28 protein-coding genes, 6 tRNA genes and 1 riboswitch are annotated in these 24,846 nt (G+C 64.3%); of the genes, 11 read left to right on the top strand and 23 right to left on the bottom strand.

All coding sequences use genetic code 11. The annotated features are described in order from the left end of the window. The 7 genes from trpA to hisI all read right to left on the bottom strand — a co-directional run bounded on the left by trpA (position 1) and on the right by hisI (position 6,222). The gene (gene trpA, locus ACWA13_RS08475) at positions 1–807 is read right to left on the bottom strand and encodes a tryptophan synthase subunit alpha (protein WP_463937680.1); all 807 of its coding nucleotides are present in this window, start codon (positions 805–807) and stop codon (positions 1–3) included. After that, positions 807–2,213, bottom strand: coding sequence for a tryptophan synthase subunit beta (gene trpB, locus ACWA13_RS08470; protein WP_463937679.1), 1,407 nt, complete (start codon positions 2,211–2,213; stop codon positions 807–809). The genes trpA and trpB overlap by 1 nt, the downstream gene beginning before the upstream one ends. A gap of 109 nt (positions 2,214–2,322) precedes the next feature. Next, positions 2,323–3,144 carry an indole-3-glycerol phosphate synthase TrpC gene (trpC, locus tag ACWA13_RS08465; RefSeq protein WP_463937678.1) on the bottom strand — a complete coding sequence of 274 codons (822 nt, stop codon included), beginning with the start codon at positions 3,142–3,144 and terminating at the stop codon, positions 2,323–2,325. Next, the gene (locus ACWA13_RS08460) at positions 3,144–3,431 is read right to left on the bottom strand and encodes an HGxxPAAW family protein (protein ID WP_463937677.1); all 288 of its coding nucleotides are present in this window, start codon (positions 3,429–3,431) and stop codon (positions 3,144–3,146) included. Before ACWA13_RS08460 ends, trpC begins: the two co-directional genes overlap by 1 nt. A 116-nt stretch (positions 3,432–3,547) precedes the next feature. Beyond that, a complete protein-coding gene (locus ACWA13_RS08455) occupies positions 3,548–4,162 on the bottom strand; it encodes a Trp biosynthesis-associated membrane protein (protein ID WP_463937676.1) in 615 nt (204 codons plus the stop codon). Then, positions 4,162–5,751, bottom strand: a complete 1,590-nt coding sequence (locus ACWA13_RS08450) for an anthranilate synthase component I (protein WP_463937887.1) — start codon at positions 5,749–5,751, stop codon at positions 4,162–4,164. Before ACWA13_RS08450 ends, ACWA13_RS08455 begins: the two co-directional genes overlap by 1 nt. Positions 5,752–5,817: 66 nt before the next feature. Further along, a complete protein-coding gene (gene hisI / locus ACWA13_RS08445; RefSeq protein ID WP_463937675.1) occupies positions 5,818–6,222 on the bottom strand; it encodes a phosphoribosyl-AMP cyclohydrolase in 405 nt (134 codons plus the stop codon). Between the two features lie 77 nt (positions 6,223–6,299). Here hisI and ACWA13_RS08440 point away from each other — a divergent pair, with 77 nt between their 5' ends. After that, positions 6,300–6,944 (top strand): TIGR03085 family metal-binding protein, encoded by a 645-nt coding sequence (locus ACWA13_RS08440; protein ID WP_463937885.1) that lies wholly within the window; start codon positions 6,300–6,302, stop codon positions 6,942–6,944. 105 nt (positions 6,945–7,049) lie between these two features. Here ACWA13_RS08440 and hisF read toward each other — a convergent pair whose 3' ends face one another. From hisF to ACWA13_RS08365, 15 genes are all read right to left on the bottom strand, one after another. Continuing rightward, positions 7,050–7,826, bottom strand: coding sequence for an imidazole glycerol phosphate synthase subunit HisF (hisF, locus tag ACWA13_RS08435; RefSeq protein ID WP_463937674.1), 777 nt, complete (start codon positions 7,824–7,826; stop codon positions 7,050–7,052). Between the two features lie 34 nt (positions 7,827–7,860). Further along, positions 7,861–8,721: an ATP phosphoribosyltransferase gene (gene hisG, locus ACWA13_RS08430; protein ID WP_463937673.1), complete on the bottom strand. Its 861-nt coding sequence runs from the start codon at positions 8,719–8,721 to the stop codon at positions 7,861–7,863. An 88-nt stretch (positions 8,722–8,809) separates the two neighbouring features. Beyond that, positions 8,810–9,073 (bottom strand): phosphoribosyl-ATP diphosphatase, encoded by a 264-nt coding sequence (locus ACWA13_RS08425; protein WP_463937672.1) that lies wholly within the window; start codon positions 9,071–9,073, stop codon positions 8,810–8,812. Positions 9,074–9,180: 107 nt separating this feature from the next. Then, positions 9,181–9,666 carry a 6,7-dimethyl-8-ribityllumazine synthase gene (ribH, locus tag ACWA13_RS08420; RefSeq protein ID WP_463937671.1) on the bottom strand — a complete coding sequence of 162 codons (486 nt, stop codon included), beginning with the start codon at positions 9,664–9,666 and terminating at the stop codon, positions 9,181–9,183. Positions 9,667–9,739: 73 nt separating this feature from the next. Next, entirely contained in the window at positions 9,740–10,426 is a 687-nt protein-coding gene (gene ribA / locus ACWA13_RS08415; RefSeq protein WP_463937883.1) for a GTP cyclohydrolase II, read from the bottom strand. Positions 10,427–10,476: 50 nt separating this feature from the next. Beyond that, entirely contained in the window at positions 10,477–11,211 is a 735-nt protein-coding gene (gene ribB, locus ACWA13_RS08410; protein WP_463937670.1) for a 3,4-dihydroxy-2-butanone-4-phosphate synthase, read from the bottom strand. Next, on the bottom strand, positions 11,208–11,837 hold the full coding sequence (locus tag ACWA13_RS08405; protein ID WP_463937882.1) for a riboflavin synthase: 630 nt from the start codon (positions 11,835–11,837) through the stop codon (positions 11,208–11,210). The genes ribB and ACWA13_RS08405 overlap by 4 nt, the downstream gene beginning before the upstream one ends. Then, the gene (gene ribD, locus ACWA13_RS08400) at positions 11,837–12,991 is read right to left on the bottom strand and encodes a bifunctional diaminohydroxyphosphoribosylaminopyrimidine deaminase/5-amino-6-(5-phosphoribosylamino)uracil reductase RibD (RefSeq protein ID WP_463937669.1); all 1,155 of its coding nucleotides are present in this window, start codon (positions 12,989–12,991) and stop codon (positions 11,837–11,839) included. Before ribD ends, ACWA13_RS08405 begins: the two co-directional genes overlap by 1 nt. Next, positions 12,988–13,707, bottom strand: coding sequence for a nicotinamide riboside transporter PnuC (pnuC, locus tag ACWA13_RS08395; RefSeq protein WP_463937668.1), 720 nt, complete (start codon positions 13,705–13,707; stop codon positions 12,988–12,990). Before pnuC ends, ribD begins: the two co-directional genes overlap by 4 nt. A 95-nt stretch (positions 13,708–13,802) precedes the next feature. After that, a riboswitch (FMN riboswitch) is annotated at positions 13,803–13,950 on the bottom strand. Between the two features lie 71 nt (positions 13,951–14,021). After that, the gene (gene rpe, locus ACWA13_RS08390) at positions 14,022–14,699 is read right to left on the bottom strand and encodes a ribulose-phosphate 3-epimerase (protein WP_463937667.1); all 678 of its coding nucleotides are present in this window, start codon (positions 14,697–14,699) and stop codon (positions 14,022–14,024) included. Between the two features lie 36 nt (positions 14,700–14,735). Beyond that, positions 14,736–16,313: an RsmB/NOP family class I SAM-dependent RNA methyltransferase gene (locus tag ACWA13_RS08385; protein ID WP_463937666.1), complete on the bottom strand. Its 1,578-nt coding sequence runs from the start codon at positions 16,311–16,313 to the stop codon at positions 14,736–14,738. Continuing rightward, positions 16,310–17,230, bottom strand: a complete 921-nt coding sequence (gene fmt, locus ACWA13_RS08380; protein ID WP_463937665.1) for a methionyl-tRNA formyltransferase — start codon at positions 17,228–17,230, stop codon at positions 16,310–16,312. The genes ACWA13_RS08385 and fmt overlap by 4 nt, the downstream gene beginning before the upstream one ends. Continuing rightward, positions 17,227–17,814 carry a peptide deformylase gene (gene def, locus ACWA13_RS08375; protein WP_463937664.1) on the bottom strand — a complete coding sequence of 196 codons (588 nt, stop codon included), beginning with the start codon at positions 17,812–17,814 and terminating at the stop codon, positions 17,227–17,229. The genes fmt and def overlap by 4 nt, the downstream gene beginning before the upstream one ends. A 77-nt stretch (positions 17,815–17,891) precedes the next feature. Then, complete coding sequence (locus ACWA13_RS08370; protein ID WP_463937663.1) at positions 17,892–18,758, bottom strand: cytochrome; 867 nt, start codon at positions 18,756–18,758, stop codon at positions 17,892–17,894. Between the two features lie 93 nt (positions 18,759–18,851). Then, positions 18,852–18,923: transfer RNA gene (locus ACWA13_RS08365), tRNA-Val, on the bottom strand. 251 nt (positions 18,924–19,174) lie between these two features. On the opposite strand from ACWA13_RS08365, the gene ACWA13_RS08360 reads away from it, so the two are divergent. The 7 genes from ACWA13_RS08360 (at position 19,175) to ACWA13_RS08330 (ending at position 21,529) form a co-directional block, all read left to right on the top strand. Then, positions 19,175–19,247 (top strand) — tRNA-Gly (locus ACWA13_RS08360). Positions 19,248–19,294: 47 nt separating this feature from the next. Further along, a tRNA-Cys gene (locus tag ACWA13_RS08355) sits at positions 19,295–19,365 on the top strand. Between the two features lie 40 nt (positions 19,366–19,405). Then, positions 19,406–19,480: transfer RNA gene (locus ACWA13_RS08350), tRNA-Val, on the top strand. Between the two features lie 22 nt (positions 19,481–19,502). After that, a tRNA-Gly gene (locus ACWA13_RS08345) sits at positions 19,503–19,575 on the top strand. A 39-nt stretch (positions 19,576–19,614) separates the two neighbouring features. Next, a tRNA-Val gene (locus ACWA13_RS08340) sits at positions 19,615–19,686 on the top strand. Positions 19,687–19,904: 218 nt separating this feature from the next. Further along, a complete protein-coding gene (locus ACWA13_RS08335; protein WP_463937662.1) occupies positions 19,905–20,126 on the top strand; it encodes an antitoxin in 222 nt (73 codons plus the stop codon). A gap of 173 nt (positions 20,127–20,299) precedes the next feature. Continuing rightward, the gene (locus ACWA13_RS08330) at positions 20,300–21,529 is read left to right on the top strand and encodes a benzoate/H(+) symporter BenE family transporter (protein ID WP_463937661.1); all 1,230 of its coding nucleotides are present in this window, start codon (positions 20,300–20,302) and stop codon (positions 21,527–21,529) included. A gap of 31 nt (positions 21,530–21,560) precedes the next feature. On the opposite strand, the gene zapE is transcribed toward ACWA13_RS08330, so the two are convergent. Then, positions 21,561–22,598 carry a cell division protein ZapE gene (gene zapE, locus ACWA13_RS08325; RefSeq protein ID WP_463937881.1) on the bottom strand — a complete coding sequence of 346 codons (1,038 nt, stop codon included), beginning with the start codon at positions 22,596–22,598 and terminating at the stop codon, positions 21,561–21,563. Between the two features lie 213 nt (positions 22,599–22,811). Between zapE and ACWA13_RS08320 the strand changes: the two genes are divergently transcribed. The 3 genes from ACWA13_RS08320 to ybaK all read left to right on the top strand — a co-directional run bounded on the left by ACWA13_RS08320 (position 22,812) and on the right by ybaK (position 24,820). Continuing rightward, the gene (locus ACWA13_RS08320; protein WP_463937660.1) at positions 22,812–23,729 is read left to right on the top strand and encodes a sulfurtransferase; all 918 of its coding nucleotides are present in this window, start codon (positions 22,812–22,814) and stop codon (positions 23,727–23,729) included. A 110-nt stretch (positions 23,730–23,839) separates the two neighbouring features. Then, entirely contained in the window at positions 23,840–24,301 is a 462-nt protein-coding gene (locus ACWA13_RS08315; protein WP_463937659.1) for a SufE family protein, read from the top strand. 12 nt (positions 24,302–24,313) lie between these two features. Further along, positions 24,314–24,820 carry a Cys-tRNA(Pro) deacylase gene (ybaK, locus tag ACWA13_RS08310; RefSeq protein ID WP_463937658.1) on the top strand — a complete coding sequence of 169 codons (507 nt, stop codon included), beginning with the start codon at positions 24,314–24,316 and terminating at the stop codon, positions 24,818–24,820. Positions 24,821–24,846: the final 26 nt, after the last annotated feature.

The following is a 24,846-nucleotide window of genomic DNA, read 5'->3' as shown; positions in this document are numbered from 1 at the left end:
TTAAGCCTCTTCCCGGCTGAGTCCTGTGCTGAGTTCCTTGGTCAGCGTTGCCACCGCGTCCACGCCGCCATCACGGATGGCTGCAACAAGCGCGGTCCCGACGATCACTCCGTCAGCGTACGCTCCGATCTCCCGCACGTGGGCGGCGTTGGAGACTCCCAGGCCGACGCAGACGCGCTCGGCGCCGGCAGCGTGGGTGTCGGCCACGAGCTGTTCCGCGCTGCTGCTGACGTCCTGGCGGGTTCCGGTGACCCCCATGATGGAGACGGCGTAGACAAAGCCGCGGCTGGCTTCCACGGTCTTGGTGAGGCGTTCCGGTGTGGAGGATGGGGCCACCAGGAAGACCCTGTCCAGTCCGTACTTGTCGGAAGCCGCGAACCACTCGGAAGCTTCATCCGGAATGAGGTCCGGCGTGATGAGCCCGGCACCGCCGGCCTCAGCCAGCTGGCGGGAAAACTCCTCGACACCCATCCGCACCACAGGGTTCCAGTAGGTCATGACCAGGACGGCGACGTCGGTAGCAGACGTGATCCCACGCACGACGTCGAAGACGCTGGCTACGCGGAAACCGTTCGCAATTGCCTCGGTGGTGGCGGCCTGGATGACTGGGCCGTCCATGACCGGATCCGAATACGGAATTCCAATCTCGATGATGTCGGCGCCGTTGTTGGCCATGGCGATCCCGGCGTCGATGGTTGCCTGTACGTCCGGGTAACCGGCGGGCAGGTAGCACACCAGGGCCGGGCGCCCGGCCGTGCGTGCACGGTCGATGGCAGCGGCGGACTTGCTCACAGGCTGTTCGGTCATCAGTTGCGGTCCTTGCTGCTGGGGTTGGCCGGGCTGGTCGCCGGCACGGCCTCGGTCTCGGCGCTGTCGGTGGGGCCCTTGGGCTTGCGGGTGGAAAGGTTGGTGCCCTTCACCTTGCCTTCATCATCGAGCATGTCGAACCACTCGGCTGCGGTCTCCACATCCTTGTCGCCACGGCCGGAGAGGTTGACGATGATCACGACGTCGGACGGGCCCGCCTTGCCCTCGGTCAGGCGCTGCCCCACCTTGATGGCGCCCGCAAGGGCATGGGAGGACTCGATGGCGGGGATGATGCCCTCCGTCCGGCACAGCAGTTTGAAGGCGTCCATGGCTTCGGCATCGGTGATGGGCTCGTAGCTGACCCGTCCGATGTCTGCGAGATAGGCATGTTCCGGACCAACGCCCGGGTAGTCCAGGCCTGCCGAAATGGAGTGCGATTCGATGGTCTGTCCGTCGTCGTCCTGCATCAGGTAGGAGCGCGCGCCATGCAGGACGCCGGGTTTGCCCAGCGTGATGGTGGCCGCGTGCCGGCCGGTGTCCACGCCGTCGCCCCCTGCCTCGAAGCCGTAAATCTTGACCTCGGGATCATCGAGGAACCCATGGAAGATGCCGATGGCGTTGGAGCCGCCGCCAATACAGGCGCAGACAGCATCCGGCAGCTTGCCGGTCTGGTCCAGGATCTGTGCGCGGGCTTCCTCGCCGATCACCTCGTGGAAGAAGCGCACCATGGCCGGGAAGGGATGCGCTCCGGCCGCGGTACCCAGCAGGTAGTGCGTGGTGTCCACGTTGCTGACCCAGTCCCTGAGGGCATCGTTGATGGCGTCCTTGAGGGTCTGGGAACCATTGGTGACAGGAACCACCGTGGCGCCAAGCAGCTGCATGCGGGCAACGTTCAGCGCCTGCCGGCGGCAGTCCTCGGCACCCATGTACACAACGCATTCAAGTCCCAGCAGCGCTGCGGCAGTGGCGCTGGCAACGCCGTGCTGGCCGGCTCCGGTCTCGGCGATAATCCGGGTCTTGCCCATGCGCTTGGCCAACAGGGCCTGGCCCAGCACGTTATTGATCTTGTGCGAGCCGGTATGGTTCAGGTCCTCCCGCTTGAGGAAGATCCGGGCGCCGCCGGCCTGCTCCGAAAAGCGCTTGGCCTCGGTGAGCAGGGAGGGCCGTCCCGAGTAGTTCTTGTTCAGCTCGGCGATCTGGGCCAGGAATTCGGGGTCGGCCTTGGCCTTGTCGAAGGTGTCTTCCAGCTCATCCAGTGCGGCAATGAGTGATTCAGGCATCCAACGGCCGCCATAGCTGCCGAAATAGGGGCCCGGCGCACTCTTGAGGGAGGTCCGTCCCTGCAGAAAATCTTCCGCTGCATCGTTGCCAGCGCTGCCAGCGTTGCCTGTTGGTGCGTCAACCATCAGTCTCACCGTCCTGTTCCAGTTGATCGTCAAAATGTTGTGGCAGCGTGCCGCGATACGGACCCGGCTGCCGGAGGAAAGCAGCTACGCTGCAGTCCCCGGGGCTTGTTCAGGCGCGGGCCGCGATAGCAGCCGCGCCGGCACTGGCGAATTCGGCAATGCGCGCACGCGGTGTCGCGTCGCTGACCAGGGCCTCCCCCACCAGGATGGCGTTGGCGCCGTTGCCGGCGTAGTGCCGCACGTCATCAGCGTCGCGGACGCCGGACTCGGCGACCACCACTGCCTCGGCCGGAATGGACCCGGCGAGGCTGGCGAAAACGGAACGGTCGACGTCGAGGGTTTTGAGGTTACGTACGTTGACTCCGATGATCCGGGCCTCGGCAGCAATGGCGCGCTCAATTTCCCGGGCGGTATGGGTTTCCACCAGGACGTTCATGCCCAGCTCATGGCTCAACGCGCTGAATTCCTGCAGCTGGGCGTCGGACAGCGAGGCCACAATGAGCAGAATAAGGTCCGCTCCGTGGGCCCGTGCTTCCCAGATTTGGTATTCGTCCAGCGTGAAGTCCTTGCGCAGCAAGGGTACGTCCACCCGGGAGCGCACGGCGTCCAGATCAGCCAGCGAGCCGTGGAAGCGGCGCTGTTCCGTCAGGACGCTGATAACTGCAGCGCCGCCGCCGGCGTACTGGGCAGCAAGCGAGGCCGGATCGGAGATCGCGGCCAGCGCACCTTTTGACGGGCTGCTCCGCTTGATCTCCGCGATGACCCGGAGCTCGTTGCGGGGCTGCAGCGGACCTCCCAAGGCAGCCCAGGCATCCCGGGCAGGAGCAGCTGCGGCGGCCCTGTCCTTGAGTTCAGCCAGCGATACCAACCGCTGCCTGGCCTCCATATCCTCCCTGACACCGGCGTTGATGTCATCGAGAACAGTTGCCATCAGTGGCCGGAGTTTTTCAGCTTGCTGCCGCCGACGCCGTAGCCCACCTTGCGAAGGATGTAGCCGACGATCAGGCCGACGAACATCACGGCAATTCCGGCAACGAAGATCGGGGTGCTGGCGATTACGAAGGCGATCGAGGCAATCAAACCGCCCGCCAGCATGATGAACACACAAGTCCAGGCCGCCGGGCTGTTACCGTGGCCGATTTCAACACTGTGATCGACGCCGTGCACGGTCTTCGCCGACTGGTTGGTGGTGGACGCGGAAACAGGGGCTTTGCTCATGGAAATCTCCTCAGGATGAATACTGCTTACATTCTGCCATTTTTTGTACCGTGCATGGTGACGGGCGGTGCTGCGTGATCGGCTGCGCCAGGGGCGCCCGGTTGTGCCGCAGGGGATCAGGTGGGGTCGTCGCCCCGCGACAACCGGTCCCAGGTGTCAATGTTGTCCACAGGCCCGCTGGGCGCTGCTCCACCCGTGGCGGGTTTCGCATCGAAGCGGGTGCGCGTCTTCCAGAACCGGCCGGCAGGAACCAGCACCAGGGCAACACAATCGAGAAGGACGCCCGTCACAATAGCCAGGACCGGGAAGACGGACACACTGACCTCGGCCGTGCCGCCGGAAACTCCTGTTGCTTCCGCAATGGCCCCCTGGGCGGCGGCCAGCGGATCAGCCAAAACAGTACCCGCGGCAGCCACAATGCCTCCGGCAGCGAGGACTATCAGGCCGGCAATAACCCAGCGGCCCACTCGCCCCGCTATGGAAGCGGCGATGCCTCCGGCCAAGGCAACAAGTGCCAGCGCTGTCACCGCGGTGGCCGCCTTGTTTCCGGTCACCGCTAGTTCGGAGCCGAGCCCCTGGCCCAACTGCCCGGGATCAAGCTGTACGGTCAGCCAGGTCTGGGTTGTTGTGCCAAAAGCTGCCAGCGCCAGGAGCGTGACCGCAAGGACCAGGAACGGCCGGCGGGCCCAGCGTGGCGGAGCCGCATTCTTGGCCTGGACGGCGCCGGGCACTATTCCACCGCCCGCGAGTCTGATGCCCCGGCAGGATCCCGGATCAGCACGGACTCCGCCGTGATGTCATGCAGGGAACCGGCAGTGTGTACGGCGCGCAGGGGTGCGGCTGCCTTGTTGACTGTTTCAAGGGCCTCTGCCGGATTGCTGGAATCAGCAACGATGCCGCCCCCTGCCTGAACGTAGGCGCGGCCTTCACGCAGCAGCGCGGAGCGGATGGCGATGGCCATGTCCATGTTTCCTGCGAAGTCCAGATAACCGACGACACCGCCATAGATTCCACGGCGGTGCGGTTCCAGCTCATCCAGGAGCCGCAGCGCGCGGGGCTTGGGTGCTCCGGAGAGCGTACCTGCAGGGAACGTCGCCTTCAGGACGTCGTAGGCACTGGCTCCCGGGGCAAGCTTGCCCACGACAGTGGAGACGAGGTGCATGATGTGGCTGAAGCGTTCTACTTCCATGAACTGCGAAACGTCGACGGTGCCGGCCACGCAGACCTTGGACAGATCATTGCGGGACAGGTCCACCAGCATCAGGTGCTCCGCCCGTTCCTTCTGGTCCGCCAGGAGTTCCTCGGCCATTGCCTTGTCTGCCTCAACAGTCTTGCCACGCGGCCTGGACCCAGCGATGGGGTGGGTGATGACGTCGTCGCCGGTCACCGTGACCAGTGCCTCCGGTGAGGATCCAACAATGGAATACTCCCGGCCATCGGCGTCGGCCAGGCTGAAGATGTACATATAGGGGCTCGGGTTGGTATTTCTCAACACGCGGTAGACGTCCAGCGCAGAGCCCCCGCACTCCATCTCGAAGCGCCGGGAGATGACAACCTGGAACACCTCGCCGTCTACGATGGCTTCCTTGCCCCGGTCCAGGGCTGCAAGGTACTCGGTTTCATCCCAGCGTTCCTGCACGCTTGAAGCGAAATCCGCACCCTGGGGATCCAGCACGGACACCGGCTGCCGGACGGGCGTGGCTACCTGCTCAAGCATGGATTTGATGCGCGCAACCGCGTCATGCCAGGCGTCGTCGACGCGTTCTGAAGTGTCGTCAAAATTGATCGCATTGGCGATCAGCATGACGGTTCCGTCCACATTGTCGTGCACGGCCATATCGGTGACGAGGTTGAGAGCCAGCTCCGGCAGATGAAGGTCATCTTCCGGAGGGCTGGTCAGTTTCTCCCAGTGCCGTACCGACTCCCAGCCCAGGAAGCCGACCAGTCCCGAGGTGAAGGGCGGGAGGCCCTCAAAGCGTTCTGTCTGCAGCGCCGCGATAGTATCCCGGACAGCGTCCACGGGGTTACCATCCACGGGGACGCCGGCAGGCGGCTCGCCCAGCCAGTACGCGGCTCCATCCTTGGTGGTGAGCGTGGCCCGGGACCTGGCGCCGATAAACGAGTAGCGCGACCATGCTCCGCCCGCTGCCGCTGATTCCATCAGGAACGTTCCCGGCTGGCCCTGCGCCAGTTTGCGGTACAGTCCGATGGGGGTCTCAGCGTCCGCCAACACCTTCAAGTGGACAGGGATGACCCGCCGGGTCGCGGCCAGTTCACGAAACTCCGCCAGCCCAGGGCTGATGATTCCAAGGTCCTGCATAGCTGTGCTTCCGCCTGTTCTTGTCATGCTGTTTGAAGTGCCGCTCAGAGGTGCCTTGCGAGGCTGTCAGGCCCGCCGGCCGGCCGTGGCACCAAGATCCCGGCCGTCGAAGCAGGTCCGGGTGCCCGTGTGGCAGGCAGCGCCGATCTGGTCCACGCGGACCAGAAGGGCGTCGCCGTCGCAGTCAAGGGCAACGGACTTGACCCATTGCACGTGGCCGGAGGTGTCGCCCTTGCGCCAGTACTCCTGACGGGAACGCGAATAGAACGTAACGCGGCCGCTGCTCAAGGTCCGGCTCAAGGCTTCGTCGTCCATCCAGCCCAGCATCAGGACCTCGTTGGTGTCGAACTGCTGGACGATCGCAGCGACGAGCCCTGCGGCGTCACGCTTCAGGGCACCGGAAATGGCATCCGGAAGGGCACCGGGCAGGGTGCCGCCGGGAGAATTACTGGGGGCGGGTTGCTCTGACATCAGCTCAAGTCTAGTGCCTTGCCTGGCGGCGCCCGCCGCTGCACATCTGCGGCCTTCTCGTGCTAGTTTCACAAGTGATGCATTTCGTCGACCCGTCCCGAGAAGTCCTGGCCGAAACCCTCCTTGCGGCCGGACCTGACTCCCCCACGCTCTGCGCCGGGTGGCAGACCCGCGATCTTGCGGCCCACCTTTACCTTCGCGAACGCAAAATCGCCGTCGGACTGGGCCTTGTCTTCAAAAGCCTCGCAAAGGCTTCCGAGGCCGCCACCAGCAAGCTGGCCGATGAATCAGCCTCCGTTGAGGAGTACACGCGCCTGGTCAACAGCTTCCGCGCCGGGCCTCCGGCGTTGTCGCCCATGAACATCAAGGCCCTCGACGAAAGCGCCAACCTCATCGAGTATTTCGTGCATACCGAGGACGTCCGGCGCGCCGGCGACAGGTGGGCGCCCCGGGCCCTCGACGAGGCCTACTCCGATGCGTTGTGGGCGGAATTGATCAAACGCGCAGCCATCCTGTACCGCGGCGTGGACCTTGGCATCGTCCTGGTCCGGCCCTCCGGTCCCCGTCACGTCGCCAAGCGGGCACCTGTATCAGTGGCGATCGTTGGCGAACCCGGCGAACTCCTCATGCATGCCCACGGCCGGACGCAGCACGCCCTGGTGACCTTCGAAGGCCAGCCGGACGCCGTCGCGCTGTTGCAGTCAGCCGAAGTCGGCCTGTAGGTCCGGAATATTGAGGTTTCGAGGTTTCGACAAGCTCAACCACCGGTGATCGAGCTCAACCACCGGTGATCGAGCTTGTCGAGATTCCTCCAACCACCGAAACCCTTAACGGACCTCGAAGCCCGCAGCCCTGATAGCATCCTTGACGTGGGACATCATGTTGTCCGGTCCCCAGTGGAAGATCGACGCCGCAAGCACGGCGTCTGCGCCGGCTTCCACCGCCGGCGGAAAGTGTGCCGGTTCCCCAGCACCGCCGGAAGCAATGATGGGCACCTTGACGGCAGCCCGCACGAGGCGGATCAGTTCCAGGTCGAAGCCGTCCTTGGTGCCGTCGGCATCGATGGAATTCAGGAGAATCTCCCCCACGCCCCGGTCAGCGGCCTCGCGGGCCCAGGCAACAGCGTCGATCCCGGTCCCCTGCCGTCCACCGTGGGTGGTGACCTCGAATCCGGATGGCGTGGGCGCAGAGCCGGGCCTGGTTCGGCGGGCGTCAACGGAGAGCACCAGGACCTGGGAACCGAAGTGCCGGCTGATCTCGTCGATGACGTCCGGGCGTGCGACCGCTGCGGTGTTAATGGAGGCCTTGTCTGCACCGAAACGCAGGAGCTTGTCCACTTCCGCCACTCCCCTGACCCCGCCGCCTACGGTCAGCGGGATGAAGACTTCCTCCGCGGTGCGGCGGACGACGTCGAAGGTGGTTTCGCGGTTTCCTGAGGACGCCGTGACGTCCAGGAAGGTCAACTCGTCCGCACCGGCGTTGTCGTAGCGGTGCGCCAGTTCCACCGGATCGCCGGCGTCGCGGAGGCCCTCAAAGTTGATGCCTTTCACAACCCGGCCCGCGTCAACGTCCAGGCAGGGAATGACGCGTACGGCTACAGCCATGTGCTTCTCCTTGAAGTCAGCAGGATTTCAGTGCTCAGATCCGGCAGGCGTGGATGCTGCTGACCAGGATGGCACGGGCACCCAGATCGTAAAGTTCGTCCATGATGCGGTTGGTTTCCTTTTTGGGGACCATGGAGCGCACGGCCACCCATTCCGAGTCGCGCAACGGCGAGACGGTGGGCGATTCCAGTCCGGGAGTCAGCGCTGCCGCCTGCTCCACGAGTTCCTTGCGGATGTCGTAATCCATCAGCACATACTGCCGGGCCACCAGCACGCCCTGCAGGCGGCGGATCAGGACCTCGATCTCCTTGGCGGTGCCGTTGGCGGCTCCGCCTTGGCCGGTGCGCCTGATCAGCACGGCCTCGGACTTGAGGATGGGCTCCCCAAAGATTTCCATCCCGGCGGCTTTGAGCGTGTTCCCGGTTTCCACGACGTCGGCAATCGCGTCCGCGACACCCAGCCGCACCGATGACTCTACGGCGCCATCGAGCCGGACCACCTGCGCGTTGATGCCCCGTTCTTCCAGGTAGCCGCGGAGCAGACCGTCATAGCTGGTTGCCAGGCGCTTGCCTTCCAGCTGTTCGACGCCGGCAAAGTCGCCGATGGGGCCGGCGAACCGGAAGGTGGAGGCGGCAAAGCCCAAGGGGAGCAGTTCCTCTGCTTCAACCTCGGCATCCAGAAGGAGATCGCGGCCGGTAATGCCGACGTCGAGCGTTCCACGCCCTACGTATACGGCGATGTCGCGGGGGCGCAGGAAGAAGAACTCGATCTCATTGTCCGGATCAACCATGACAAGTTCACGGGTATCGCGGCGCTGGCGGTAGCCGGCCTCGGACAGCATGGCCGAGGCGGCTTCGGACAGTGAACCTTTATTGGGAACTGCTACTCGCAGCATGGGTGCTCTTTTCATTCAGGCGTTTATTGGGGGCAAAAGTGGCCACTCGATGGCAGCGCAGGACATGGCCTTGCGGGTGCCGGGGTGGCTACAGATGCTTGTAAACGTCTTCCAGGGTGAGGCCCTTGGCGATCATCAGAACCTGCAGGTGGTACAGGAGCTGGGAGATTTCCTCGGCTGCGGCGTCATCGGATTCGTACTCTGCAGCCATCCACACCTCGGCCGCTTCCTCGACAACTTTCTTGCCGATGCCGTGGACGCCGGAATCCAATTCAGCGACGGTGCGGGAGCCCTCCGGACGGGAGGCTGCCTTCTCACTCAGTTCAGCGAACAGCGACTCGAAATTCTTCACGCCCTCAAGACTACTTGCTCTGGAGCCAGGCATGCCCGTCCGGCCCCAGCATGACGCCCGACGTGTGACGGACGGCACGCTGGGATCCCGGGGCGGGCACCGGACTGCTATTCGAAGGGCCGGAGCAGGACTGCGGTGGCCAGCGCCGCGGTTACCGCCTCATGACCCTTATCCTCGGAGGAGCCGGGCAGTCCGGCACGGTCCAGCCCCTGCTGCTCGTTGTCGCAGGTGAGCACCCCGAAGCCGACCGGGACGCCCGTATTGACACTGACGTCGGTGAGTCCCGCCGTCGCCGCCTGGCACACATACTCAAAGTGCGGGGTGCCGCCGCGGATGACGACACCGAGGGCCACCACGGCGTCAAAATGTGGTGCCAGCCGTGCAGCGGCGACCGGAAGTTCAAAAGCCCCCGGTACCCGAAACACCGATGGCTCCGTGATTCCAGCTTCGCCGGCAGCGCGCAGGGCGCCGTCCAGCAGCCCGTCCATGATTTCTTTGTGCCAACTCGCCGCGATGATGGCGAGCCGCAGCTGTGACGTTGCGTCGCGGTTCAAAGTGGTGAGGTCGATGGTGGGTGCGCCGTGGCCGCTCATGCTGGATCCTAGCTGGTTGATCTTGTCAGTGGTCAGGGGTGGTACTGGTGCCGCGGCGGACGATGCCGGGCAGTTAGTCCTGTTCGTGCTGGTAAACGGCTGCGGCAGGCCCGGCAACGGCCTGTGCCCCGCCCAGGGTCAGCCGATGATCCATCCGGTCCTTCTTGGTCTGCAGGTAACGGATGTTCTGCTCACGGGACGGAACCTCGGTGGGAACCATCTCCACCACGGTCACGCCGGCCTGTGCCAGCCGGTGTTTCTTATCCGGGTTGTTGCTGAGCAGCCTTACCTCGGTCAGGCCCATTTCCGCAAGGATCTGGGCAGCGGCCGCATACCGCCGCGCATCCACCGGCAGACCCAGCTGCTCATTGGCTTCCACGGTGTCAAAACCTGCCTCCTGCAGGGCATAGGCCTTGATCTTGTTGGCCAGACCGATGCCGCGGCCTTCCTGGCCGCGCAGGTAAACCAGGGTGCCGCCGTGCTTCTGGATCAGCTCCAGGGCGTAAGCCAGTTGCTCACCGCAATCGCAGCGGTAGGAGCCAAAAACGTCTCCGGTGAGGCATTCGGAATGCAGGCGCACCAGCGGTGCCTTGCCGTCCACCGGCGGACGCGGGGAACTTACCGCAAGATGCTCGACGCCGGTTTCGAGGTCTGTCCAGGCCTGCGCCACAAACATGCCGAACTCTGAAGGCAGCTGCACCACCGGACCGCCAAGTACAGGATGCAAGCCACCGCTGGCCTCCTCGGGCACCGGGTACATTGCTGTGGCTTCGTCACCCTCGGCGGCCTGGTCCCTGGTACCGGATACCGTCATTTCTTCTCCTCTTCCGCCGCCGGAGATCCTCCCGGGGATCTTTCCGATGGACTGCTTTCCGCGCCTGCCGGGTAGGTGCCTTCAAGATAGTTTGCCAAAGCCTCGATCGAGATCAAGGGGCAGCCGTGTTCATCGGCGAAAGCCCGCAATCCGTCCAGGCGCATCATTTCGCCGTCGTCGTACACTACCTCAGCGATGACGCCCACCGGTTCCAGGCCGGCAAGCCGGCACAGGTCCACGGCCGCCTCTGTATGGCCCGGACGTTCCCGCACTCCTGCGTCAACCGCCCGAAGCGGAAATATATGCCCGGGGCGGGTCACGTCCCGGGGCGTGCTGGTGGAATCCGCAAGCACGCGGGCAGTGAGCGCCCGGTCGGTAGCCGATATTCCGGTGCTTACGCCGATCGCTGCATCACATGACACTGTGTAGGCGGTGCCCTTGGCATCCTCGTTCACGGCGACCATGGGCGGCAAGGCCAGTGCGTCGGCGCGCTCCCCGCTCAGCGGCACACAGATAACACCTGAGGAGTGCCGGATGGTCCAGCCCATCAGTGCCGGCGTAGCGTGCTGGGCGGCGAAGATGATGTCACCTTCGTTTTCCCGGTCCTCGTTGTCCACCACCAGCACGGGCAATCCTGCCGCGATGGCGCGCACAGCGTCGGCAACTGCGTCCAGGCGCGGCGCGGCCTGGTTCTCTTGGTTCACTGTCTGTGCCGGCACGACGGTACTCACTTACTGTCCGCGGAGGCCGGGCCGAACGCGAGGAGACGCTCGGTGTACTTCGCCAGCACGTCCACCTCGAGGTTAACCCGGCTGCCTGGCGTTTTCCGCCCCAACCCCGTCTCAGCCAGGGTGATGGGAATGAGTCCCACTTCAAACCAGGGTTCGGGCGCAGGCGGTTCGCTGACGGCGGTCACCGTCAAGGAGACACCGTCGATCGCTATAGAGCCTTTTTCGGCGATGTAGCGGGCCAGGTTGGCGGGAACGGCGAACCTGAGGCGGTCCCAGTTGCCTTGCGCTTCCCGCTCCACAAGGTGACCGACGCCGTCAACGTGACCCTGTACAACATGGCCGTCCAGCCGGCCTCCAGCAGGGACGCAGCGCTCCAGGTTAACCGCGTCTCCGGCTGCCAGCTCACCAATGGTGCTGCGCACCAGGGTTTCCCCCATCACGTCGACACTGAATTCCTTGCCGTCAATGGCTGTGGCAGAGAGGCAGACGCCGTTAACGGCGATGGAACCACCCGGCTCGAGTCCATCCGTCAGTCCTGGGGCCCGCAACCTGACGACGGCGCTTTGCCCGCCGTTGCGCTCGACTGCCAGGACCTCGCCCTGTTCAGCAATAATTCCTGTAAACATCATCTGCCTCCAAAGGCTTTTCCCGCGGCGGCGGGAAGTTGTGCTGTGCGTTGTGACTGTTGTGCCGTCTGTTGTGACTCGAGGACTGTGGGCCCCCCGGCCGCTGCGGGCCGCAAATGGAGTTTCAGGTCCCGGCCCAGGTGCTGGACAGCACCACCGTGAGCGGGATCCCAGTCCCAGTGCTGGGCGTCGGCCAGGGTGCTGATGCCAAGTCCGGTAAGCGAGGACGTGCCGGACCCCAGGAGCGTCGGTGCCAGATACACAATCAGCTCGTCCACCAGGCTCGCGGACAGGAACGAACTGAGAATTGCGGAACCGCCCTCGACCATCACATGCCGGGCGCCGGCCTCGTACAACTGCGCCAGCGCCTGGTGGGGATCGCGGGTGGCCAATTGCCTAAACATACCGTCACGTCCACGAATGGCTGCATCGGCGGGAACCTCCCGCAATCCCATGACTGCCCGCAGCGGCTGCTTCCGGATGGGATTCCCGTCAGCGCCACGCGCAGTAAGCCGGGGATTGTCCACCAGCACTGTTCCGGTACCTACCAGGATGGCGTCGATCCTGCCGCGAAGTGCGTGATTGTCCGCCAGCGATTCCGGGCCGGAAATCCATTGGCTGGTCCCATCCTCGGCGGCGATCCGCGCGTCGAGGGTTTGCGCTATGTGAAGGGTTACGAACGGCCGGTTGTCAGCGACCGCCTGGAACCACTGGCGGTTGAGCTCCAGAGCCGCTCCGGCTGCCAGTCCGCTGCGGACCCGCACTCCTGCGGAACGCAGGGTTGCCGCACCTCCGGCTGCGGGGTCGTGGGGATCATCAACGGCATAGACGACGTCCCTGATCCCGGCGTCGATGATGGCCTGGGCGCACGGGGCGGTGCGTCCCCAATGGTTGCACGGCTCCAGCGTGACCATCATGGTGGTGCCTTGCAGGTCCACGCCCGCCTCCAGTGCCCCGGCAATGGCGTCGGCTTCAGCGTGGGGGGTGCCCGCGCCGCGGTGAAAGCCGGCGGACAGCAGCCGGCCGTCCCGGCCAATGACTACAGCGCCCACCAGGGGGTTGGCTCCACGTGGACCTTCTGCCGCCGCCTGGAGTGCTGCCGCCATCGCCGTCGCCTCTGCGGGTGTGAAAGCTGATACGGGGCCGCCGTTCATTTGGCCACCGGTTCCAGCACTGCACTGCCTGCCACGGTTCCGGTGGTACCGGTAGGGCCGGCCGCCGCCTTGGACGCCCGCCTCCAGACAAAGAAGCCGGCAAGTGTGAAGAACCCGTAGAAGAGGTACATCAGGGCGCTGGCGTAGTACCCGGCGCTAAACAGCAGCGGCACGCCGACAATGTCCACCGCCACCCAGATCAGCCAGAACTCCGTCCAACCCCTGGCCATGCCGTAAGTGGCCAGCAGCGATCCCGTAAAGGTCCAGGCATCTGCCCAGACCGGCGGGTAGGAACCGAGCGCATCGAACAGGGGCGTCAGGGCGGCGGTTCCGGCAACCATGGCGAGCACCAGGATGACACGGGTGCGGGTGCCTGCCCAGACGGGAGTGATAGCCGCAGCAGCCGTTGTCGACGGTGCCTGCCGCCGGCTCTCCTGCCAGCGATGCCAGCCATAGGCAGCGACGGCAATGAACATCACCTGTCGGGACGCCTGCCCCCACAAGGTGGCAGGCGTTGCTGATCCGAAAACGTTGCCCAGGAACACCGTCAACAGGAGAAGATTGCCGGCGATGCCCACCGGCCAGGCCCAGACCTTGCGGCGCATGCCGCCAAGCGCACTAGCCAGTCCAAAAATATTTCCCAGCACTTCACGAAGAATCAGGGCAGATCCGCCAACAGGAATCTGAGCTTCGAAGAGCCACCGCAAAAGGTCCACGTGTGTGTCGTTCCTTCCCTCTAGAACCGCGATGGCTCCGGGGGTATACGACAGCGAAATAACCCGACGCAGGCAGCGCGCCGGAAAATACAGCTGTACGTGCTTCTCTCATCCAGACTTTAACTGTCGGTACCGGAGTTTCACCAGTTCAACCGTCCGCCGCAACCTCCACTGGAGGACGCGGCTCGCGGGTCGCGGACTATCACCGCCGGTTCGGACTTACACCGACCCCGGAGCACGTATGTGTCTTGTCATTGTGCCACAACAGGGCAGGCCGGCCGGCTATTCCCGCACCCGAAGCGTAACAAGCCGCACTAGCGGCCCGTCCCGAAACCGGCGCTAACCCCGGCGTCGCGCAGCCGGGTGATCGCGGCAGCTGGATCGTCGGCACCATAGACAGCTGACCCGGCAACAAACACATTTGCCCCCGCCTCTGCGGCGCGAAGGATGGTCTCCTCAGTAATGCCACCATCCACCTGAAGCGCAACAGAGGCACCTGTTCCGTCGATTGCAGCGCGCGCCCGCCGGATCTTGGGCAATGTCAGGTCCAGGAAGGCCTGGCCGCCGAAGCCCGGCTCAACGGTCATGATCAGCAGCATGTCCAACTCCGTCAACATGTCCAGATATGGCTCGACGGCGGTAGTCGGGCGCAGCGCCATGCCCGCCTTTGACCCACGGGAACGAAGCTCGCGGGCCAGTTTCACCGGCGCCAGCGCCGCCTCCGCGTGGAAAGTCACGGACGCCACGCCTGCGTCCGCATATTCGGGAGCCCACCGGTCGGCGTCGGAGATCATCAGGTGCACGTCCAGCGGGATCGGGCTGACTGCCTGGATCCGCTTCACCACGGGAAGCCCCAGGGTCAGGTTGGGCACAAAGTGATTATCCATGACGTCCACATGGACGGAATCGGCGTTGCTGATGCGGGCCAGCTCGGATTCAAGGTTGACGAAGTCAGCGGAGAGGATGCTCGGGTTGATGCAGCATTCGGTCATGTGGCGGCCTTTCGGTCAGGGCTGGGCGTCAGGACTTCAGAGTTTCTTCCGGATAAGGGCGAGGAACATGGCGTCGGTCTGGTGGACGTGCGGCCACAACTGCGCAGTCTGCTCATGACCGGCGTTCAGGGAACCCGGCAGGCTGACGGAATCCAGGACTGCGCCTGCATCCAGCAGTTCCAGGTCCTCGCGCTTCCGGAGGGCATCGCTGACCACGGCAGTGGTCTCCGCTGGGTGTGGTGAGCACGTGACATAAGCCACGACACCGCCCGGGCGGACAGCGTCAATGGCAGAATTCAGAAGTTCGCGCTGCAGCGGGCCAAGGTCCGCCAGGTCCTTTGGGGTACGTCGCCACCGGGATTCCGGGCGCCGGCGCAGGGCACCGAGGCCGCTGCAGGGAACATCAACCAGCACCCGGTCAAAGGTCTCTGCGTAAGCGGTTCCGACATCGCGCCCGTCCCCCGTTCGAACGCTCCAGGTTTCCGCGGGCACGGCGGCCAGAGCCTGGGTCACCAGTTTGGCACGGTGGGGTGCGGGTTCATTGGCCAGCAGCGTTGCTCCGGAGCGACGGGCGAGGGCAGCGAGCAACGCGGCCTTTCCACCAGGCCCGGCACAGAGGTCGAGCCACGCTTCGGGCCTGTTGCCAGAACCATGTTCCGAGCCTGCCTGCGGTTCGATGTCTGCTGCGGCCAGCGCCCGGGCCACCAGCTGGGAACCTACGTCCTGGACCCTGGTGCTTCCTTCGCGGATGGAAGCCAACCGGCCGAGGTCGCCACCGCTGCTGAGTGCGGAGCCCTCCACCAGCTCGCCGGGAGTAGCACCACCTTCGAGGGCCTCATCAAGGCTGCCGAGTCCGGGCAGTGCCACCAGGTTCACCACGGGAGCGGCGTTGTCCGCTTCCAGGAGCTGGTCGATATCGGAGGCCGGCCTGCCGTGGGCTACCAGGGACTGCCGCATGGCGCGGACAATCCACTCCGGGTGGGCAAATTTAAGGGACGCAATCCGTGTTGGATCGGTTTCACCACTGACCAATTCACCGAGCCACTCCTCCATGGTTCGGGCTGCCACCTTCCGGAGCACCGCGTTGACCAGCGCGCCCGGACCGGCGCCAATCACTGCACGGGCAAGCCCCACCGTCTGGTCAAGGGCGGCATGCGCCGGGACGCGCATGGCCAGCAACTGGTGGACACCGATCCGCAAAGCGTCAAGGATCGCGGGATCAAGCTGGTCCAGCGGACGGTCCACGCAGCGGGCCAGGATGGCGTCGTAGGTCCCTTGGCCGCGCAGCGCACCGTAGGTGAGCTCGGTGGCGAAGCCGGCATCCCGCCGGTCAAGGCGGTGGTGGCGGATCCGTGCCGGCAGCACCAGGTTGGCATAAGCATCCTCGGTGGCCACTGCGCGGAGGACCTCAAAGGCCACCAGCCTCGCAGGATCGGCGCGCCGGGTGCGCTGTGACGGAGCGTTTTCGGTGAAGCTGCGCTGGGCGCTGCGGTTGCGTTCCCTGCCCTGGGCATCCCGCCGCGCGCCACCACCCTTGCTGTTGCCGCGCTTCTTGCCGCCGTTGTCCGGACGGCCCCTGCCGCTGTTACGGCCTGACTCTGCAGATCCGCTCATTCGAACACCACGCTTTCATGGGAAGCCATTCCGCGGGCCCAATCAGCCGCGGCCATCATCTTTTTGCCCGCAGGCTGAACCCTGGTTAATTCCACCGGATGGGAGCCCGTGCCCACCAGGACAGCTTTACCGCGGAGTTCAACCCGGCCAGGGGGCAAGTCCCCTGCAGAGGGATCCGGCCTGACTGGTTCGAGTTTGACCCGCTGGCCCGCCAGTGATGTCCAGCCGCCCGGCTCAGGAGTGACACCGCGTACCTGCCGGTCGATAGCCAAGGCAGGCTGCTGCCAGTCAACCCGGCCATCCTCGAGGGAAAGTTTGGGCGCGAGGGTCACGTCGCCCTGCTGCGGCACCGGGCTGGCCTGGCCGGCCTCGATGGCAGACAGTGTCTGGGCCAGCAAAACAGCACCGCTGCGGGACAATCGTTCCAACAGTTCGCCGGAGGTGTCCCTGGGCCCAACTGCCTCAGTGAGTGTTCCGAAGACGGGCCCGGTATCCAGGCCTTCTTCGAGCCTGAACGTGACGGCGCCCGTGACATCATCACCGGCCATGATGGAGCGCTGGACCGGGGCCGCGCCCCGCCAGGCGGGAAGGAGTGAAAAGTGAAGGTTGACCCAGCCGTGCTGCGGAACAGCCAGCGCGGGCCGTGGAATAAGGCCTCCGTAGGCCACAATCGCAGCGATGTCAGGCGCCGTCCCGGCAATCTGTGCCGTCACGTCGGCGTCGACCCGCGCTGCCCTGATGACCGGGATCCCGAGCTCTTCAGCCCGCGCGGCAACCGGCGACGGCGTCAGGACCCGTTCCCGTCCCAGCGGCGCGTCCGGCCGGGTCAGTACAGCGACAACATCGAATCCTGCTTGGACCAGGGCTTCCAGTGAGGGAATAGCCACCGCCGGTGTTCCGGCAAAGAGTACCCTCATGAACCGGCGCCGAAGCTGCCAGCGGCCGGCCCGGAGGTTCCGAAACTTGAACCGACGGTCTTGGCGCGTTCCGACGTCGTGCGTTCTGCAACAGCGGCATAGTTGGCGTTGCGGATGGACCGCAGGGCTGCCTTCCGGTCTTCGCCCTCAAGGCGATCGGTAAAGAGGATGCCATCGAGGTGATCGGTTTCGTGCTGGAAGCAGCGTGCCAGCAGGCCCTCACCTTCCAGTGACACCGGGTTGCCGTGAATGTCGACGCCGGTGACCTTGGTGCTGCGGAAACGCCGGACCGGGAAGCCCAGGCCAGGGATAGACAGACACCCCTCCACCTGGTCCGGCTGGAAATCGTCGCTGTTTTCAAGGACCGGATTAACGATGTGGCCCTCGACACCATCGATCCGGTAGGTGAAGACCCGCTGGCTGATTCCTACCTGCGGCGCTGCCAGACCTGCGCCGTCAACGTCTTCCATGGTTTCCGTCATATCGGCAACCAGCTTGGCCAGCTCGGGCCCAAACTCCGTCACGGGATCAGCCACCGTGCGGAGCACAGGATCGCCGATGATGCGGATAGTAAGAATGGCCATGAAAAGTTAATCCTTAGGGGTGGCGGAATACAGGAGCCAATCCAGTTTAGTTCCTGGCGGATACAGCGGGAGCCCGGCTAGGCCCGGGGACTTCCTGCCGGCACGAAGGCAGGTGGCGCAACGGGCAGCAGGGGGTTGCCCGCGTTAAGCGCATCCGCGGACAGTTCCCAGACGCGGCGCAGGGCGCAGAACTTCCACCAGTAATGCTTCAGGACCTCGGGATTGGCCCGGACCGGGCGGACCTCCGTTTCTCCGATGGCGACGGCCAACAGCAGCGGGGCCTCGCCGTACTTCCAGGCCTCCCACTCGCCCGCGACGCCATCCACCAGGCTTTCTTCCGCCTTCATGCCTGCCACCAACTGCATCACCACTTTTGCGTCGAGTGGTTTGACCGTGCCGTCCCTGCTGGTGCCCTTGGTCTTATAGTCGATCAGGCAGATCCTGCCGTTGATCCTGGCGACGAGGTCCAGGGTGCCCGCGTAACCTACAGTTTGGTTCCAGACGGTGATCTCCGGCGCCAAGGGCTCCACCTGGTAGAGATCCCACCATTCATCGAACCGGGCAGCAAAACCTTCTTCCCCGTTGGCGGCCAGCGCGGCCCGGGCTTCCTTCATGGTGTGCGGACGCCCGAGGGCGCGCAGGGCGACCTGTTCGCAGTAGCCGTGCACACGGTCCCCACGTTTGGCAGCACCATCGCGGTAAGTCTCCGCCGCCTTCGCAGCCCTGTTCACGGCCTGCTTCAACTTGGCCGGACTGCCCAGCGACTCGGCCAGGAGTGGATCCTGCGCCAGTCCGTTAGCGGCCATATAACCGAACCACCCATCAAGGCCGTGAGGCTGCTGGCCAATAACGGTGGTGATGGACGGGACGGTATAGGGCGCGCTGGTGGAGCGCGCGTACATGCGGCCATATTCAGTAGCGTGGGCCAATAACGGAGCGGTCATACAGTGACTCTTTCACAAGGGACTGACAAAAAAACCGGGCACAAAAAAGTCCGCCCGATACTGCAAACAGTAAAAGGCGGACTCTTTGATCGGTGGGCGATACTGGGTTCGAACCAGTGACCTCTTCGGTGTGAACGAAGCGCGCTACCACTGCGCCAATCGCCCTGATGCCTTTGAATGCTAGCTGACCCGGAAGAGTTTTGGAAATCGGGCCGGAACTACCGCGGCGCCAAGGGTCCAGCGCCGGGAAATTACATGGGTGTAATTCGGTTTAGCCGCGGAATTTCAAGGATTTTGGGCCCTTCCGCGACGTAGGAGAGGGCCTGATTTGGAGAATCCGTAAACCTCCTATAGAGTTCTTACTCGTTGGAAAGCGAGGGAATGCCGCCTGCGGCAGTGCACCCGGACTCCAAAATGCGGACGTAGCTCAGCTGGTAGAGCACCACCTTGCCAAGGTGGATGTCGCGAGTTCGAATCTCGTCGTCCGCTCGTAGGACACTGTCAAGGCAAAGGTTCTTCGGGACCAATGCCTACATGGTGGGTTGGCCGAGAGGCGAGGCAGCGGCCTGCAAAGCCGTTTACACGGGTTCGAATCCCGTACCCACCTCGGTGAAAACCATGGTTTCCGGATTACTCCGGTGAGCATTGGGCGATTGGCGCAGCGGTAGCGCGCTTCCCTGACACGGAAGAGGTCACTGGTTCGATCCCAGTATCGCCCACCAGGCAAGGAAACTTGCTTCTTTTGCGGACGTAGCTCAGCTGGTAGAGCACCACCTTGCCAAGGTGGATGTCGCGAGTTCGAATCTCGTCGTCCGCTCTCTGCTGGGGAAAGCAACTGGTTTACGACCGGAACTCCGGGCGATTGGCGCAGCGGTAGCGCGCTTCCCTGACACGGAAGAGGTCACTGGTTCGATCCCAGTATCGCCCACTCCCAATGAGAGCCTCCATCTGATGACGAGAGTCAACAGGATGGAGGCTTTTTTGTGCCTTCCAATTGCCGGTTCGCCGGCAGTCCCATGGTCCCCGTCCTGTTCGCCCTTGGCGCATCCTCATGCCAGTGCACAGAATTCCTTGGCTCCCTGCTGCCCCGGAGCTAGGATCGATTGTGGAGGAGCGAACTGGCTCCGCAACTGAAGGGAGGTGCTCGTGGGACTAATTGACAGTCTTAAGGGCAAGGCTCAGGGTCTCATCCACGGCAATGAACAGGCCATCAAGGATGGAATCACCAAGGCCGGTGACTTCGTCGATTCCAAGACCGGCGGCAAGTACTCCGGCCACATCGACTCCGTCCAGAATGGCGCCTCTAACTTGGTTGACAAGTCAGACGGCAAGCCTGGAAAGGCTCCGGCTACCGAGCAGACTCCGTAACGGAGTTACGCGGTAATCCTGGGATTGCCCTAAAACGTCAACAGGGTGCAGATCCCGCCGGGAGGCGGTGTCTGCACCTTCGTCGTTTAACCCCCCGTTCAGCTAACCGGTTCGTTTGGCAGAGCAGGCTGCGGAATCCTCTGTCCGGGTGCCGGAGGGTAATCTTGCCGATTATGCCGAAGTTTCCAACCGCCGATTCACCGGCCCCGCGTTCAGCTACAACTACCCCTTCCGGCCCCCGGACTCCGCTGTCCCAGGCAATCGTTGCCGGGATCGTGACTGCCCTCGTTGGGTTTACGTCCTCTTTCGCCGTGGTGCTTGCCGGGCTCCGTTCCGTGGGCGCAGACGCCGGGCAGGCAGCGTCAGGATTGCTTGCCCTCACTGTGGTCTTCGGGGTCGCCGTCCTGTGGCTGGCCTGGCGGTCGCGGGTGCCCGTCACCCTCGCATGGTCAACTCCCGGCGCTGCATTGCTTGCCGCGGGAGGGATGGTCGACGGCGGGTGGCCGGCTGCCGTGGGGGCTTTCATGGTCACCGGGGTTCTCATAGCGTTGACGGGACTGGTCCCGGCACTCGGCAGGCTGCTCGCGAGAATCCCCGCAGCCCTGGCACAGGCCATGCTCGCCGGCGTCCTGCTCCCCTTGTGCCTTGCGCCTTTCCAGGCCGTCGGAACTGTCCCCGCCCTGGTCTTGCCGGTCATTTTGTGCTGGCTTCTGATGATGCGGTTTGCCCCGCGCTGGTCTGTCCCGGCGGCCCTGGTGGTGGCCCTGGCCGGCATCACCATCCACCTCGTCTCCAATGGAACCGCCGTCAGCACTGACACAGTCCTTCCTGCCCTGGTCTGGACAACGCCGTCGTTCACGCTTCAGGCGGCCGTTGGCATTGCCCTCCCGCTGTTCATCGTGACCATGGCCTCCCAGAACATCCCGGGCGTGGCCGTACTGAAGTCCTTCGGCTACGAAACCCCGTGGCGCCCGGCCATGCTGTTCACCGGATTTGGAACAGTCCTCGGTGCCCCGTTCGGCGCCCATGCAATAAACCTCGCGGCCCTCAGCGCGGCCCTGGCCGCAGGCGAGGAGGCCGGCCCGGATCGGAGCAAGCGTTGGGTGGCCGGGTTCACGTCCGGCCTGGCGTATCTGGTGCTCGCTGCCTTCTCGGCTGCACTGGTGACCCTGGTCAGCGCGGCTCCCGGCGGCCTGTTGGAAGCCGTTGCAGGACTGGCTTTGCTGGGCACCCTCGCAGCGGCAGTTTCTGCGGCGCTGCAGGAAGCTGCGGACAGGATTCCCGCCGTCGTCACTTTCCTGATGGCGGCATCCGGACTTTCCGTGGCTGGCATTGGTGCGGCGTTCTGGGCGCTGGCTGCAGGCCTTCTGGTCCGCGCCGTGCTGCGTAAAACCTCACCCTGACGACGGCGCCACGCCCGGAACCCGGGCTGCGTCAGGAAGGTTCGTGGTTCTGGCCCTCGCGCGCCAGTGCCGTCAGCCGGGAAACGGCGCGGAAGTACTTCTTCATGTAACCGCCGTTCATCATTTCCTCCGTGAAGAGCTTGTCGAAAGGCACGCCACTGGCCAGGATCGGCACGTCCTTGTCATACAGACGGTCGGCCAGGACCACAAAGCGCAACGCCACGGACTGTTCTGTGATGGTTTCGACATTGCGCCATACCACCCCGTCGATTCCGTCAATCAGCTTCCGGTACCGGCTGGGGTGCACGCCGGCGAGGTGGTCGATGAGGGTATTGAACTCATCCTGGGCCACGGTCTTGCCATCGAACTCCGCCTTCATCCGTGACGCCAGTTCGCTGTTCTTCAGAGGCGGCGGTGCGGCCGCCAGGCCGCGGTGGCGGAAGTCCTCGCCATCAATCCGTAATACATCGAACTGGTCCGCGAGCACCTGGATTTCGCGCTGGAAGTCCACTGCAGCAAAGCGGCCGTCACCCAGGGAACCGGGGAGCGTGTTGGAGGTGGCGGCAAGCTTGACGCCGGCGTCAGCCAGTTCCCGCATCAGCCGTGACATCAGGACGGTGTCGCCAGGATCATCAAGTTCGAATTCATCGATGCACACCAGTTTGTAATGGCTCAGGACATCAACAGTCTTCCGAAAGGACAGCGCTCCTACCAGGTTGGTGTATTCGACGAACGTTCCGAACGCCTTGGGGCCGGGGGAAGCATGCCAGAGCGAAGCCAGCAGGTGGGTCTTGCCGACGCCGAAGCCGCCGTCCAGGTAGATCCCGGCGCGCGAGGGGTCCTTCCTGGCGAACAGTTTCTTCAGGAACCCCGCGCCATCGCCGGCGCCCACACCGTCGGCGAAGGATTCCAGGGCGCGCACTGCGGCCGACTGGCTCGGCTGTGCGGGATCAGGCCGATAGCTGGCGAATGAGACCTTCCCAAACCTTGGCGACGGATAAAAACCCTTGAGGAGCTCGTCCACCGAAACCGCAGGAGTGCGGGCGGCGAGCTGTTCAATCTGTACCAAGTCGGTCCATTCTCTGTATGTCATTACCCCAGCCAGAATACCGGCAACAGCGCTGTGTCCCGGAACGAAACCGGCCCGGGCGGGCGGCGGCACATCCGGCAGCCGGCAGCAGGGCATGTTTCCCAGTGTTAACGGAGTGCAACGATGCGCGGGCCTCAAAGTTAAGGTGGAACGGTGGAACCTTATCCGCAGACCGTCAGTGAAAGGCATGCAATGACCTACCCGGTTGAACAGAACGAAAAATTCGCCGCCTACGCCCAGCCAGAGAAGCTCGTTTCCACTCAATGGCTGGCAGCGGCCCTTGCCGATGGCGCCACCCGGGACGGGAAACTGGTAGTGGTGGAATCCGATGAAGACGTCCTGTTGTATGAGACCGGCCACATCCCGGGCGCCGTCAAGATCGACTGGCACACGGACCTCAACGATGAAGTCACCCGCGACTATGTCAACGGCGAACAGTTTGCGAGGCTCGCAGCAGCCAAGGGGATCTCCCGGGACAGCACCGTGGTGATCTACGGAGACAAGTCCAACTGGTGGGCTGCCTACGCGCTGTGGGTATTCACACTCTTCGGCCACGAGGACGTCCGGTTGCTCGACGGCGGCAGGGACAAGTGGATTGCCGAAGGCCGTGAACTGACCACCGAAACCCCCACCCCGGAGCCCGGCGACTACCCCGTAGTGGAACGCAACGACACCCCGATCCGTGCCTTCAAGGAAGACGTGCTGGCGCACCTGGGCAACCCGCTCATCGACGTCCGCTCCCCCGAGGAATACTCCGGCCAGCGTACCCACATGCCTGCCTACCCCGAAGAAGGTGCCCTCCGCGGCGGCCACATCCCCACAGCGGCCTCCGTGCCCTGGGCCCGCGCGGCCGCAGAGGATGGCAGCTACCGGAGCCGCAAGGAACTCGAGGCGCTGTATCTCGGCGAGGCCGGCCTGAAGGCCGGTGACGACGTCGTGGCGTATTGCCGGATTGGCGAGCGGTCCAGCCACACCTGGTTTGCCCTGAAGTACCTGCTCGGTTTTGAGAACGTCCGTAATTACGACGGTTCCTGGACGGAATGGGGAAATGCAGTCCGCGTTCCTATCGTTAAGGGCACGGAACCCGGCACTGTTCCCGGCACGGAATAGCAGGTCCGGAACAGCAATCAGCAATCAATAACAACAGATGTAAGAGCAGGCAATAACAGCGCAGTCCGGGCATGCGGAAATCCCTGCCCGGACTGCGTAAACTTGAACTGATGACTACCACTGAGCTTCCTCCCGCCCTGGCGGAAATCGTTGACGACTTCCAGGCCATGACCGAGCCCGAACGGCTGCAGTTGTTGCTGGAGTTCTCCCGCGGCCTGCCGGACCTCCCGGAGCGTCTTGGCAACCACCCTGAGCTCCTGGAGCAGGTGGTTGAGTGCCAGTCGCCGTTGTTCCTGACTATCGAAACGGAACCGGCCGATTCAGGGGACCGCATCAGGCTCTTCTTCAAGGCTCCCCCCGAGGCTCCCACCACCCGCGGTTTTGCCGCTGTCCTGCATGAAGGGCTTGACGGGCTGACCGCCCGGGAAATCCTGGCCGTTCCGGACGACATGCCCGAGCTCCTCGGCCTCACCCGCGCCATCACGCCCCTGCGCATGCGGGGAATGACGGCCATGCTGGGCCGCATCAAGCGAAAAACAGCCGCTGTGGCAAACCTGCAGGCCAACAACTGAGCAGGACGCCAGATGGCACGCAGGTCCCCTGCCTCCGGAACGCCCGCCACCGTCGCTTTGACGGCCGCGGGCGTCTCCTTTGTACTCCGTCCCTATGTCCATGACCCGGGTGCAGAAAGTTACGGAATCGAGGCCGCCGAGGCCTTGGGCGTGGATCCGGCGAAAGTCTTCAAGACCTTGCTCGTTGACGTCGATGGAAGCCTCGCGGTGGGTGTGGTTCCTGTCAACGGAAACCTGGACCTGAAGTCCATCGCCGCCGCTTTAGGTGGCAAAAAGGCCGCCATGGCAGACCCCGCGACGGCCCAGCGGCGTACCGGCTATGTCCTGGGCGGCATTTCTCCGTTGGGGCAGCGGCAGGCTTCCCCTACCGTTATTGACGCCAGCGCCCTGCAGCTTGAATCCATACTGGTCTCTGGCGGCCGGAGGGGTCTTGACATCGAACTTGCGCCCGCAGACCTCATCCGCCTGACCCGCGCTGTAACAGCGCCCATAGCAGCACAGCGGCGGCCGGGGCGCTGACCGCCCTGCGCTGCTGGTTGCAGGCA

Source organism: Pseudarthrobacter sp. TRD_SC_9 (assembly GCF_055361265.1).
This window is presented reverse-complemented; position numbering and strand designations above follow the sequence as displayed.